The following is a 13,177-nucleotide window of genomic DNA, read 5'->3' as shown; positions in this document are numbered from 1 at the left end:
TGGCGGGGCCACTCCTGTCGGGGCGGGCCGGCCGGGGGCCGGCACGGCGAGTCGGGGGATGAGGAACTGGGCGAGCGGTCCGATGCTCAGCGCATAGAGCAGGGTGCCGACGCCGACCGTGCCGCCGAGCAGCCAGCCGGCGGCGAGCACGCCCAGCTCGATCACGGTGCGGACACGACCGATCGGCAGGCCGCGGGCGGCCAGGCCGGTCATCAGCCCGTCGCGCGGGCCGGGGCCGAGCCGGGCGCCGAGGTAGAGGGCGGTGGCGACCCCGTTGAGCAGGACGCCGAGGAGCAGCAGGCCGACCCGGACGGGGAGCGCGTGCACCGGCGGGAGCACCGCCAGCACCGCGTCGAGTGCCACCCCGACCAGCCGCGACGTTGGCCACGGTGCCCACGCCGGGCCGCTGCCGCAGCGGCAGCCAGAGCAGCAACACCACCAGCGCCACGCCGTTGACCACCAAGCCCAGCGGCAGGCCGGTCCGGTCGGCCAGGCCCTGGTGCAGGACGTCCCAGGACGACAGCCCGAGGTCCGCGCGGACCATCAGCGCCACGCTGGCGCCGAACAGGGCCAGGCCGAGCAGGAGGCGGACCAGCCGTACGGGCAATCTGGTTGACATGTCACCGACCGTAGGGCGGTTTCAGTGACATGTCAACAACTGGGTTAGGATCGTCGGCATGGAGGCCCCACGATGGCTGGACGAGCGGGAGGAGCGGGCCTGGCGCGGCTACCGCCGGATGCGCCGCCTGCTCGACCTGGAACTGGCCCGCGAGCTGGCCCAGGACGCCGGGCTCTCCGAGCCGGACTACGACGTCCTGTCCGACCTCTCCGAGACGCCCGACCAGCGGCTGCGCCTCAGCGAACTGGCCGACCGGATGCTCTGGTCCCGCAGCCGGCTCTCCCATCACCTGACTCGGATGCAGCAGCGCGGGCTGGTCACCCGGGAGGAGTGCGCGTCCGACGGTCGCGGCTCGGTCGTCGCCCTCACCCCGGCCGGGCGGCAGGCCATCGAGGCGGCCGCCCCAGGGCACGTGGCGGCCGTCCGCCGGCACCTGATCGACCTGCTCACCCCCGAGGAGGTCGAGGCGCTCGGCGCGCTGACCCACCGGGTGGTGGACCACCTCACCGCGCCGATCGGGCCGGCTGGCGATCCGCCCCGCCGGGTCGCTCCGACATCCGCCGGTCCGGAGGTCTGACGTGGACCCCCGCATCCTCGACCGGCTGCGCTGCCCGGTCTGCGGCGACCCGCTGGCGGAGGTCACCGCGGGCACCGCCCGCGCGCTGCGCTGCCCGCGCCGGCACAGCTTCGACATCGCCCGCCAGGGGTACGTCAACCTGCTCGCCGGTCGCGCCCCGCACGCCGGGGACAGCGCCGAGATGGTCGCCGCCCGCGCCGACTTCCTCGCCGCCGGCCACTACGACACCGTCGCCGCCGCCCTCGCCGCCACCGCCGCCCACGTGGTCGACCGGATCAGCGCCGCCCGCGGCGCGCCGACCGCCCGCTCCGCACCCACCGACGCGCCGGCGATTGGCGACGAGCGCCGCGTGGGCGGGTGCACCGCAAAGGGGGCGGACGAGGAACTGCCGGCCGACCTCCCGGGGCCGGACGTCGGGGCGTACCCCCTGGTGGTGGATGCCGGCGCGGGCACCGGCCGGTACCTCGCGGCGGTGCTGGCGGCGCTGCCGAACGCCGCCGGTCTGGCCCTGGACGTCTCCAAGCCGGCGCTGCGCCGGGCGGCCCGGGCCCACCCGCGCGCGGCCGCGGCGCTCGCCGACACCTGGCAGCGGCTGCCGCTGGCCGACGCCTCCACCGCCGTGCTGCTGAACGTCTTCGCCCCGCGCAACGGCGCCGAGTTCCACCGGGTGCTCGACCCGGCGGGCGCGCTGCTGGTGGTCACCCCGACCGAGGACCACCTGGTCGAACTCGTCGACGCCCTGGGCCTGCTCAGGGTGGACCCGGCCAAGGCGGACCGGGTCGCCGGCAGCCTGGCCGGGAACTTCACCGAGGAGTCGACCGAGCTGCACCGCGCCCGGCTCGGGCTCACCCGCACAGAGGTGGCCACCCTGGTCGGGATGGGCCCGAGCGCCTGGCACACCGACCCGGCCCGGCTCGCCGAGCGGATCGCCGGCCTGCCGGAGCCGGCTCCGGTGACGCTCTCCGTCCGGCTGGGCGTATACCGGCCGCGCTGACCCCGGTCAGGTGGAGAGGTCGACCTCTTCCCAGCCGGGCGGCTCGTCGTGGTACGGGCCGCGGAGGACCACCGCCCACTCCAACGCCCACCGGCGCTGCCCGATCGCGTTCGCGTCGACCAGCCCCGGCAGCATCCGGCCGGCCCGCTCCGTCTCCAGGTACGCCCAGTCCAGGCAGTAGTGCAGGTCGAGCAGGGCGGCCGCGTCGGCGGGGTGCTGCGGCGCAGCCAGGATCCGGGACCGCCACTGGGCGAAGGTCTCCCCGCCGGCGACGTGCGGCATCCGCTCCACCAGCCGCTCGTCCACCGGCACCGTCGGGTCGAGCTCCTTGGTCAGCCCGAGCACCCAGGACAGCGAGAACAGCGCGTCGTGGTGCAGCACGAACGACCGGTGGTCACCCTTGCCGCCCATCACGAACTGCCACTCCGGCGGCGTCACCTGCTCCACCAGGTGCGAGGCGAGCAGCCAGCTCATCGCCGCCTGCGGGGGCATCCCGAAGCACCGGGCCAGGATCAGGTGCAGCACCGCGATCCGGGCCTCGATCTCGACGGTGGGGCGCAGCTCGATCTCGTCGCCCGGCTCCCACACCAGCGGGAACTGGGTCGGCGGAAGTGGCAGACCCAACCGGGACAGCTCGTCGAGGCTCGCCTCACGGACGGCCCGGGGATCGGGGGCGGGTACGCGCACGGCTCAGGTCCCTGTCTGCTCGCATCGGCTCATCGCCGGTCTGTCCCCCCTGGGCAGGGAGAATAGCGGCTCCAGGGGGCCGGCACCACGGCACCGCCGGCCGGAGTTGATCAGCCGATGCGCTCGATGACCAGCGGCGACACCGCCGGCGCCTCCGGCGCGATCCGGACCGCCCGCGCCGCCTCGGCGAGCGCCGCCGGGATCCGCTCCGCGTGCTCGGCACGCAACTCGTAGAGGGGGTCGCCGGCGCGTACCGGGTTGCCGGGGCGCTTGTGCAGCACCACCCCGGCCGGGATGCTCACCGGGTCCTCCTTGCGGGCCCGCCCGGCGCCGAGCCGCCACGCGGCCACCCCGATGGCATACGCGTCGACGGAGGCGACGAAGCCGTCCTCGGCGGCGCGGACCACCTCGACCTCGCTGGCGGTGGGCATCGGCGCGTCCGGGTCGCCGCCCTGCGCCCGGATCATCGCGCGCCAGACGTCCATCGCCCGGCCGTCGCGCAGCGCCGCCTCCGGATCTGCGTCCGGCAGGCCGGCCGCGGCCAGCATCTCCCGGGCCAGCGCCAGGGTCAGCTCCACCACGTCCGCCGGGCCGCCGCCGGCCAGCACCTCGACCGACTCGGTCACCTCGACCGCGTTGCCGATGGTCAGGCCGAGCGGGGTGGACATGTCGGTGAGCAGCGCGACCGTCCGCACGCCGTGCGCGCCGCCCAGCTCGACCATGGTCCGGGCCAGCTCGCGGGCGTCGTCCACGGACTTCATGAACGCGCCCGAGCCGACCTTCACGTCGAGCACCAGCGCGCCGGTGCCCTCGGCGATCTTCTTGCTCATGATGGAGCTGGCGATCAGCGGGATCGCCTCGACGGTGCCGGTGACATCGCGCAGCGCGTACAGCTTGCGGTCCGCCGGGGCCAGCCCCGGGCCGGCCGCGCAGATCGCCGCGCCGACGTCGCGGAGTTGGGCGATGAACTCGTCGTTGGTCAGCGCGGCCCGCCAGCCGGGGATCGACTCCAGCTTGTCCAGGGTGCCGCCGGTGTGGCCCAGCCCGCGCCCGGAGAGCTGCGGCACCGCGCCGCCGCAGGCGGCGACGAGCGGGGTGAGCGGCAGGGTGATCTTGTCGCCGACGCCGCCGGTGGAGTGCTTGTCCACGGTCGGCCGGGACACCGACGACAGGTCCAGCCGTTCGCCGCTGGCGATCATCGCGGCGGTCCACCGGGCGATCTCCGGCGCGCTCATGCCGCGCAGCAGGATCGCCATGGCCAGCGCGGACATCTGCTCGTCGGCCACCAGCCCCTTGGTGTACGCGTCGACCACCCAGTCGATCTGGCCGTCGCTCAGCACACCCCCGTCCCGCTTGGCCCGGATGACGTCAACCGCCCTAAAAGCACTCACCTTTGAGTTCCCATCATTGACTCGCGTCGGGTGCACTGAACCACGGCCGTGACCACCGAGGGCCGGGGCCGACCGTGACCGGCGGAGGGATCAAGCCGGATCGCCCGGAGCCGGGCACGGTCGGCCCCGGCCCCCAAGCTCAGCCACCCCAACGGACCGGAATCTCCATGGGAGGTTCACCCTCTCCAGCCCAGAAGATCGCGCCCGACGCGTCGACCACCACCACGCGGGGCGTACGGGCCAGCCCCCAGGTGACCGCCTCCGCCGGGTCCTCCCAGGTCGGGCCCTCCTCCAGCACACCGGTCTCGGCGCCCTCGGTGTCGCCGGCGGACCGCTCCCAGTACGCCGTCCAGACCTGCTGGCCGGCGGAGAGGTCCGGGTGGACGAAGACCGTGCCGCGCCCCCGCCAGGCGGCCAGCCGCTCCGGCACCACCGGCACCGGCGTCTCGCCGACCACGGCCTCCAGGTCCTCCACGCCGAAGGCGTGCGGCAGCAGCTCGGCCATCCGCAGCGGCCGGCCCTTCGTCTCGACCAGGCACTCCGGGCCGCCGTGCTCCCAGAGCAGCTGCCGGCACCGGCCGCACGGCATCAGCGGCTCACCGGTGGCGTCGACGCAGGACATCGCGACCAGCCGGCCACCGCCGGTGGCGTGCAGCGAGGAGACCACCCCGCACTCGGCGCAGAGGGTAACGCCGTACGCGGCGTTCTCCACGTTGCAGCCGACCACCACCCGGCCGTCGTCGACCAGGGCGGCCGCCCCCACGGGGAACTTCGAGTACGGCGCGTACGCGTGCCGCATCGCCTCGGTGGCCGCGGCCCGCAGCCGCTCCCAGTCGATCTCGGTCATCCCACCATTCTGCCCAAGTCACCCCGGTCGAACGCGGGAAGGGGTACCCCTGTGTCAGTCGACACCCGGAACGACCGTGCCCGGCCGGGAATCCCCCGCCGGGCACGGATCGATCAGGGGCTCAGCCCTTGATGTACGGCTTGCCGTCCGCGGCCGGCGCCCGCACTCGGCCGACCAGCCCGGCGACCGCCAGGATCGTCGCCAGGTACGGCAGCATCGCCAGGAACTGGCTGGGGATGCTGCTGCCGATCGCGCCGAGGTAGGTGGCGAGCTGGTCGGCGAAGCCGAAGAAGAGCGCCGCGAGCAGCGCGCCGGTCGGGCTCCACCGGCCGAAGATCAGCGCGGCCAGGGCGATGAAGCCCTTACCGCCGATCATGTTCTTGGTGAACGAGTAGAACGCCAGGGTGTACGAGGCGCCGCCGACGCCGGCGACCAGCCCGGCCATGATCACGTTGCGGTAGCGCAGGCGCAGCACCCGGACCCCCAGGGTGTCCGCGGCGGTCGGGTGCTCACCGACCGACCGGGTCCGCAGCCCCCACCGGGTCCGGAACAGCGCCAGGTGGATGACCAGCACCAGCAGCAGGCCGAGGTAGAGGAAGATGTTGCCGCGGAACAGCGCCGGGCCGATCAGCGGGATGTCTTTCAGCAGCGGGATCTCCCAGTTGCCGAACCGGGGGGCGGTGTTGTACTTCTCCGCGTTGATCTGCATCAGCCGCTCGTAGAGGAAACCGGTGACCCCGACCGCGAACAGGTTGAGCACGGTGCCCATGATGACCTGGTCGACCAGGTAGCGGATCGCGAAGACGGCGAGCAGCAGCGAGATGAGCGCGCCGCCGACCGCCGCGGCCAGCAGGCCGACCCATACGTTCTGGTAGATGCTGCCGAAGAGCGCCCCGCTGAACGCCCCCATCAGCAGCTGACCCTCAATCGCCACGTTGACCACGCCGGTCCGCTCGCAGAGCACGCCGGACAACGCACCGAAGATCAGCGGCAGGGCCAGGATGAACGTACCCCGGACGATGTTGACCAGCGGCATGAAGTTGCGCCCCTCGGGGGCGGCGGAGACCTGCCAGCACAGGAAGCTCAGCACGAAGGCGACCAGCCCGACGCCGAGCACGAGGGTGAACCAGCGCTTCGGCACCCCGGCCAGCAGGGCGCCGCCGGCCGCGGCGGCGACGAGTCCGAACAGGATGGCGCCGAAAGTGCCGGTGATCTCCAGGGCGGCACCGCCCTCGGTCTCGCTGAGGGTGAACCGCGCCTGCTGGCCGGTGGCGAGCGCGCCGAAGAGCACGGCGGCGAGCACGCCCAGCGCCAGCAGAACGGCGCCGGCCTTGCGGTTGCGCGTCCAGAAGCCCACGTCGACGGTGACGGCGACGTCGGGGACAGCGATGGTCGACATTGCCTTACCAGCCCTTCGCCAGGCTCGTCTGCAACCGGGCCGCGCGGGCGGCCCGCAGCTGGAAGATCGCCTTTACCAGGGCCGGCGCGGCGACGAAGATGACGATCAGCGCCTGGAGCACGGTGACCAACTCCAGCGAGATCCCCGAGTACGACTGCATCCGGTTGCCGCCGGCCTGCAGCGCGCCGAAGAGCAGCGCGGCGAGCAGCACGCCCCACGGCTTCAACCGCCCGAGCAGCGCGACCAAGATGCCGTCGAAGCCGATCTGCGCGACCACCTCCGGGGTGAGTGCGTTCGCGGTCGAGCCGAGCACCATGTTCGAGCCGCCGAGGCCGGCGAGCGCGCCGGAGATCACCATGACCAGCACGTACGCCTTCGTGACACTGATGCCGGCGGTCCGGGCGGCGTCCGGGTTCTCTCCGACCGCGCGCAGCTCGAAACCGACCGTCGAGCGGTTGAGCAGCCAGGCGGTGAACCAGGTGGCCAATACGGCCAGCAGGATGCCGGAATGCACCCGCAGGTCGCTGCCGAGCAGCCGGGGCAGCTGGGCGGAGGACTCGACCGGCTTGCTGATCGCGTCGGCGCGGGTCGGGCTGTGCACCCCGGGCTGGATGATGATCCAGGCGAGGAAGTAGACCGCGACGTAGTTGAGCATGATCGTGGTGATCACCTCGTGGGCGCCGGTGCGCGCCTTGAGGATGCCCGGGACGAAGCCCCAGATCGCGCCGCCGGCCGCGCCGGCGATCAGCGCGACGAGCAGGTGCAGCACCGGCGGCAGCGGCAGCGCGAAACCGGCGACCGCGGCGAGGATGACGCCGATGGTCGCCTGGCCCTGGGCACCGATGTTGAACAGGCCGCCGCGGAAGGCGAGGGCAACCGCGAGGCCGGTGAAGACCAGCGGCGCGGTGTAGGTGAGCGTCTCCGAGATCGGGCTGAGCGAAGCGGTGAAGCCGGACGCCTGCGGGTCGAAGATCGCGCCCTTGAACAGGTTCGCGTACGCCTCGCTGACCACCGTCCAGCTGGAGCTGATCGCGTCGGCCGGCCGGGCGGTGATGTAGCTGTAGGTGGCCAGCACCTCCGGGTCGGAGACGATGATCAGCACCGCGCCGACGAGCATCGCCAGGACCACCGCGAGCACGGTGACGGTGACGGTGTTGGCGGCCCAGAGGTTGTCCAGGAACAGCCGGCCCAGCGAGGGGCGGGGCTGCCCCTCGGGCCGCTTCGGGGCGGTGGCGGTCGTCGCCGCGCGGTCGGTGTTGCCGACCGCGTTCTGCGCCGCCTGCGACTCGGTCGCCGGCTCCTTGTCCGGGGAGCCCGACACCGGGTTCGGGTTGGTCATGCCTCGTCCTCGTTACCAGGGCCCTCGGGGGCCGGGGCCGCCGCGGCGTCGGTCGTCTCCGGGGTGATGCCGGCCATCAGCAGGCCGATCTCCTCGCGCGGGGTGTCCGGGCCGACGATGCCGATGATCCGGCCCCGGTACATCACCGCGATCCGGTCGGCGAGGCCGATCACCTCGTCCAGCTCGCTGGAGACGACCATGACCGCGGTGCCGATGTCCCGCTCGCGGATCACCCGGCTGTGGATGAACTCGATCGAGCCGACGTCCACGCCCCGGGTCGGCTGGGCGGCGATGAAGAGCTTCAGCGGCCGGGACAGCTCCCGGGCCACGATCACCTTCTGCTGGTTGCCGCCGGAGAGGGTGCCCACCGCGGCGTCCGCCGAGGGGGTACGCACGTCGAACTGCTCGATCCGCTCCTTGGCCGACTTCGCGATGGCGTCCGGCTTCAGCGACAGGCCCTTGCCGAACGGCGGCCGGTCGTAGATGTCCAGCACCAGGTTCTCCGCGACGGAGAACTCCTTGACCAGTCCGTCGACGCTCCGGTCCTCCGGCACGTAGCCGACCCCGGCGCGGAGCACCTTCTTGGTCGGCCAGCCGTGCACGGCCTCGCCGTCGAGGGTCACCGTGCCGGCGAGCACCGGCCGCAGGCCCATGATCGCCTCGATCAGCTCGGTCTGGCCGTTGCCCTGGACGCCCGCGACGCCGAGGACCTCGCCGGCGTGCACGGTCAGGTCGACGCCGTCGACCGCGCGGATCTGCCGGTCGTCGTCGACGACCAGGCCGGCGACCTCCAGGATCGGCCTGCCGGGGTTGGCGGGCTGCTTCTCCACGGTCAGCCGGACGCTGCGGCCGACCATCAGCGCGGCCAGCTCGTCCCGGCTTGCGGTCGGCGAGGCGGTGCCGACGGTCTTCCCGCGCCGGATGACGGTGATCCGGTCGGCGATGGCCTTCACCTCGCCCAGCTTGTGGGTGATGAAGACGATCGACTTGCCGCCGGCTTTGAGCGACCGCATCACCGTGAGCAGTTCCTCGGTCTCCTGCGGGGTGAGCACCGCGGTCGGCTCGTCCAGGATCAGCAGGTCGACGTCGCGGGTGAGCGCCTTGACGATCTCCACCCGCTGCTGGATGCCGACCGGCAGGTCCTCGATCACCGCGTCCGGGTCGACCCGGAGGTTGTACCGCTCGGAGACCTCGGCGACCTCGCGCCGGGCGCGCCGGCGATCCAGGAAACCGGCGATGCCGCCCTTGACCTGCTCGGCGCCGAGCATGACGTTCTCGGCGACGGTGAAGACCGGCACCAGCATGAAGTGCTGGTGCACCATGCCGATCCCGGCCGCGATGGCGTCCGACGGGCCCTTCAGCTTCAACGGCTTCCCGTCGACCAGGATCTCGCCCTCGTCGGGCTGGTAGAGCCCGTAGAGGACGTTCATCAGGGTCGACTTGCCGGCACCGTTCTCGCCGAGCAGGGCGTGGATCTCTCCAGGCTCCACCGTCAGGTCGATGTGGTCGTTGGCGACCAGATCACCGAACCGCTTGGTGATGCCGCGCAGTTCGAGTCTCAGCGCAACCTCCTGGAGTGCGAGCGATGGTGCAGCGTAGCCGCTGCCGCGTCGGGCGCCGAGCCGGCCCGGTCCCGGGGTGGAGCGGATCGGCCGCCCCGGCGGCGCGGGTGTCCCCGCGTACGCCGAGGCGGCCGGATCGTCATACCTGGTGCCCGCCGGCCTCCGCTGCCGATGATCTCACCGCGGCGGCCGGCGGACGGATCACTTGGTCGGCTGGGCCTTCGAGGTGACCGTGATGGTGCCGGCGGCGATGTCCGCCTTGATCTTGTCGACCTCGGCCTTGAGGTCCGCGGGGACCTTGCTGTCGAAGTCGTGGTACGGCGCGATGGAGACGCCGTTGTTGGCCAGGGTGCCCACGAAGCCCGGCTTGGCCTGGAGCTTCTCGCCACCGGCGGCCTTGAGCACGGCCTCCTTCACGGCGTCCGGGATGTTCTTGACCACGGTGGTCAGCAGCGCCGCGCAGTTCGGGGTGCTCTCGCAGCCGTCGACGTCGACCCAGACGACCGAGTACTTGCCGCCTGACTTCTGGGCCGCGTCGGTGGTGCCGAGGCCGGCTCCGCCGGCGACCGGCATGATGATGTCCGCGCCCTGGGCGACCAGCGCGTCGGAGACCTTCTTGCCCTCGTCCTGCTTGGTGAACGAGTTGGTGAAGGAGCCCTTCTGGGTCGCCTTGTCCCAGCCCAGGACCTGGACGTTCTTGCCCTTGGCCTTGTTGTAGTGGGCCACGCCGTCGGCGAAGCCGTCCATGAAGATGGTCACCGGCGGGATCGGCAGACCACCGTAGGCGCCGACCTTGCCGGTCTTGCTCATCCCGGCGGCCAGGTAGCCGGCCTGGAACCCGGCCTGCGCGGTGTCGAACTGCATCGGGTAGACGTTGTCCACGCCCGGGTTGGAGTCGACGATGCCGAACTGCTGGTTCGGGTTCGCGGTCGCGGCCTTCTTGGTGGCGTCCGACATCAGGCCGCCGACGGCCAGGATGAAGTCGCACTTCTGGTTGACGAACCCGGTCAGGTTGACCTCGTAGTCCGCCTCGGCCTTCGACGCGACGTACTTGATGTCGATGTTGTCGTTGGCCTTCTTGGCCTCCTGCAGGCCCTTCCACGCCGAGGTGTTGAAGGACTTGTCGTCGATGCCGCCGATGTCGGTCACCATGCAGGCGCTGTACTTCTTGGCGCCGTTGCCACCGGCGTTGTTGTCGTCCTTGGGGGCCTCACCACACGCGGCGGCGCCCAGCACGAGCCCACCCGCCACGAAGGCGGAGGCGATCCGCATCCCACGCACAGAGCGCAAGACGTCTCCTTCCCATTGCACACCGCATTTCCAGCGGTGGCAGCCCTTGAGCCGGCCTGCGCTTGCCGCCGGCGTCCCACGTTACGGACGGGAGCGTACGCCCGCGCCCACCCACCGGCCGACAATCGTGCACGAACGTTGAGTGCCTGTTATCCCTACGTAACCCGGGCGTGGGGCAGATCACCATTCGTGCCGCTACCGTGCCGCGGCGGGTGTCGCGAACGTCCGTTTTCCGTGGCCTTTCCGCTGCTGCCGACGCTACCGCCAGAAGACCGCCACCGCCGCGTTGACCAGGGTCAAGCCGATGATCGCGAGAAAATGGCCACGGTTGACCGACTCCCGCTTACGGGAGAAGAAGACCATGACAAAGATCAGCAGGGCGAGCACCAACTTGGTAACAAGTTTGGCGGGTGCCGGCTCGTCGCCGTCCCGCAGCGGGGCGGCGAGGCCCAGGCCGGTCAGCAGACCGATCACCGAGCCCCACAGCATGGCCGCGTTGATCCGCAGCCGGCCGCTGGCGTACTGGGCGATCGAGCCGCCGAGCAGCAGCGCGAACCCGATCAGATGGACGTAGAGAAGTACCAGCCGAAGAGCTTCCACGGCGGCCATCCTCCCCTATCAACGACGGTTTGTAGTAGGCGGCCCGCCGAGCCGAGCTCATACCGTGACCTCGGCCGGCCGCCGGCCCGGCACCGTCCCGCGGGCCGCCCGGACCGACCGGTGCCGACCGACCGCCACCAGGGCGACACCGAGCAGCGCATAGCCGGCCAGCACCGCGAGGGAGCGACCGGTGCCCGCCCCGTCGAAGAAGGCCGCCGAGCGGAGTAGCGTCCCGCCGGCCCCGACCGGCAGGAACTGCCCCACCGTGCCCCACGGCTGGGGCAGCAGCTCGGGTGCCGCGCCGACCGCGGAGAGCGGGTTGCCGACCAGGAAGACCAACAGCGCGCCGAGCCCGGTGCCGGGCGCGCCGAGCAGCGCGCCGAGGCCGGCCACGATGCCGGCGGCGGCCAGCGCGAAGAGGCCGATCGCCCCCGCCTCCCGCCACCAGGAGCCGTCGACCAGGCCGAGCCAGCCGTGCAGCACGGCGGCCCCGGCCAGGCCGGCGAGGACGCCGTAGCAGAGCAGCCCGACCAACCGGGCGCCCCGGCGGGTGACCAGGAAGGCGAGCAGGGCCCCGGCGAGCATGCTGGTCAGCGCGAGGGGCAGGAAGCCGGCGGCGAACCCGGCGCCGCGCGGGTCGTCCGGGTCGGCCGGGACGACCGGGACGACGGGCACCGGCCGGCCGGCGGAGAGCTGGGCCGAGGCCTCGGTGAGCAGCGCGGCGACCGTGGGGCTGGCCGCCGGGGCGGTGTGCAGGGCGATCCCGTCCGGCCCGGCGACGAAGGCCGCGTACACCTGACGATCGCGCAGCGCCCGGTCGGCCGCCGCCGCGTCCGGCAGCGTGGTGACGTGGAACGCGCCGGGGCGGGCGGCGGCGAGCCGGCCGGCCAGTTCGGCGGTCGCGGCCGCCGGCCCGGCGACGGCGACCGGCAGGTCGCGCGGCGCCAGGTGGGCCTGCGGCGCCGCGAAGAGGGGTACGAGCAGGGCCTGCGCCACCACCGCCAGGGCGGCGAGCAGGACGGCCAGCAACCAGGGCGACCGGGTACGGACGGCTTCCATGTCAACTCCTAAAACGAACGCTCGTTCTCTTTAATGGCAGACTGCCCCTTCTATCGCCCCGCCGTCAAGAACGAACGTTCGCTTTATACTTTGCTCGTGCCACGCGTATCGGACGAACACCTCGCCGCCCGCCGCCAGCAGATCCTCGACGCGGCCCGGCGCTGCTTCCTGCGCGACGGCTTCCACAACACCTCGATGCAGGACGTGATCGCCGAGGCCGGGCTCTCCGTCGGCGCCGTCTACCGCTACTTCCCCAGCAAGAACGACCTGATCACGTCGATCGCCCAGTCCGTGATCGGCGGGGCGGACGAGGTCTTCGCCGAGTTGGTCGCGGTCGAACCGCCGCTGCCGCTGGTGGAGGCGCTGGACCGCGCGCTGTCGTACGTCGACACCCAGGCCGGGCCCGACGGCGTGCTCCCGCTGGCCATCCAGGTATGGAGCGAGACGCAGCGCGACCCGGCCCTCGCCGAGTTCGTGAAGGCCACCTACGCCGGCTTCCGCCGGCACTTCGCCGCGCTGGTCCGGCGGGCCCAGCAGGTCGGCGAGGTGCCCGCCGACGCCGACCCGGAGGCGGTCGGCGCAGCCCTGTTCGCCCTGGTCCCCGGCTACTTCATGCAACGCATCCTGACCGGCGCCCCCGACCGCCACACCTACCTGGCCGGCGTCCGAACCCTCCTCGCCCGGCCCGCCCGCTGAGCCCCCGCGATCTTGCAGATTGCGCCCGGACGAAAGGCATGAAAGCCGCGGAACGTGGGCCCAAAGCGCAAGATCGCGGGAACGACCGGGGTCAGGTAAGGCGCCAGACCTGGAAGG

The 13,177-nt window shown here is 72.4% G+C and carries 11 protein-coding genes and 3 pseudogenes; 4 read left to right on the top strand and 10 right to left on the bottom strand.

Features of this window, described 5'->3' with window-relative positions; genetic code table 11:
* A pseudogene (gene yczE / locus DKT69_RS32230) lies at nt 1–619 on the bottom strand (membrane protein YczE); the annotation flags it as partial.
* 58 nt (nt 620–677) lie between these two features.
* Here yczE and DKT69_RS32225 point away from each other — a divergent pair.
* From DKT69_RS32225 to DKT69_RS41505, 3 genes and pseudogenes are all read left to right on the top strand, one after another.
* Entirely contained in the window at nt 678–1,196 is a 519-nt protein-coding gene (locus DKT69_RS32225; RefSeq protein ID WP_109805203.1) for a MarR family winged helix-turn-helix transcriptional regulator, read from the top strand.
* A 1-nt stretch (nt 1,197) separates the two neighbouring features.
* A pseudogene (locus DKT69_RS41510) lies at nt 1,198–1,453 on the top strand (putative RNA methyltransferase); the annotation flags it as partial.
* A 167-nt stretch (nt 1,454–1,620) separates the two neighbouring features.
* Nucleotides 1,621–2,190: pseudogene (locus DKT69_RS41505) on the top strand (methyltransferase domain-containing protein); the annotation flags it as partial.
* 6 nt (nt 2,191–2,196) lie between these two features.
* Here DKT69_RS41505 and DKT69_RS32215 read toward each other — a convergent pair.
* From DKT69_RS32215 to DKT69_RS32175, 9 genes are all read right to left on the bottom strand, one after another.
* Nucleotides 2,197–2,877, bottom strand: coding sequence for a DUF4272 domain-containing protein (locus DKT69_RS32215; protein ID WP_109805201.1), 681 nt, complete (start codon nt 2,875–2,877; stop codon nt 2,197–2,199).
* Between the two features lie 110 nt (nt 2,878–2,987).
* Nucleotides 2,988–4,268 (bottom strand): thymidine phosphorylase, encoded by a 1,281-nt coding sequence (locus DKT69_RS32210; protein WP_109805200.1) that lies wholly within the window; start codon nt 4,266–4,268, stop codon nt 2,988–2,990.
* A 139-nt stretch (nt 4,269–4,407) separates the two neighbouring features.
* On the bottom strand, nt 4,408–5,115 hold the full coding sequence (locus tag DKT69_RS32205; protein WP_109805199.1) for a cytidine deaminase: 708 nt from the start codon (nt 5,113–5,115) through the stop codon (nt 4,408–4,410).
* Between the two features lie 121 nt (nt 5,116–5,236).
* Nucleotides 5,237–6,514, bottom strand: a complete 1,278-nt coding sequence (locus DKT69_RS32200) for an ABC transporter permease (RefSeq protein ID WP_109805198.1) — start codon at nt 6,512–6,514, stop codon at nt 5,237–5,239.
* A 4-nt stretch (nt 6,515–6,518) separates the two neighbouring features.
* On the bottom strand, nt 6,519–7,853 hold the full coding sequence (locus tag DKT69_RS32195; RefSeq protein ID WP_109805197.1) for an ABC transporter permease: 1,335 nt from the start codon (nt 7,851–7,853) through the stop codon (nt 6,519–6,521).
* Nucleotides 7,850–9,355 carry an ABC transporter ATP-binding protein gene (locus DKT69_RS32190; protein WP_368666291.1) on the bottom strand — a complete coding sequence of 502 codons (1,506 nt, stop codon included), beginning with the start codon at nt 9,353–9,355 and terminating at the stop codon, nt 7,850–7,852. Before DKT69_RS32190 ends, DKT69_RS32195 begins: the two co-directional genes overlap by 4 nt.
* Nucleotides 9,356–9,616: 261 nt before the next feature.
* Entirely contained in the window at nt 9,617–10,687 is a 1,071-nt protein-coding gene (locus DKT69_RS32185) for a BMP family lipoprotein (RefSeq protein WP_109805195.1), read from the bottom strand.
* 276 nt (nt 10,688–10,963) lie between these two features.
* On the bottom strand, nt 10,964–11,305 hold the full coding sequence (locus tag DKT69_RS32180) for a hypothetical protein (protein ID WP_109805204.1): 342 nt from the start codon (nt 11,303–11,305) through the stop codon (nt 10,964–10,966).
* Nucleotides 11,306–11,362: 57 nt separating this feature from the next.
* Nucleotides 11,363–12,364 (bottom strand): ABC transporter permease, encoded by a 1,002-nt coding sequence (locus tag DKT69_RS32175; protein ID WP_109805194.1) that lies wholly within the window; start codon nt 12,362–12,364, stop codon nt 11,363–11,365.
* Nucleotides 12,365–12,460: 96 nt separating this feature from the next.
* Between DKT69_RS32175 and DKT69_RS32170 the strand changes: the two genes are divergently transcribed.
* A complete protein-coding gene (locus DKT69_RS32170; protein ID WP_201749967.1) occupies nt 12,461–13,060 on the top strand; it encodes a TetR/AcrR family transcriptional regulator in 600 nt (199 codons plus the stop codon).
* The last annotated feature ends 117 nt before the right edge of the window (nt 13,061–13,177 follow it).

Source organism: Micromonospora sicca (genome assembly GCF_003172935.1).
Taxonomy (GTDB): Bacteria; Actinomycetota; Actinomycetes; order Mycobacteriales; family Micromonosporaceae; genus Micromonospora; species Micromonospora sicca.
Note: the sequence above shows the minus strand (reverse complement) of the source record. Positions and strands in the feature narration are given on the sequence as shown.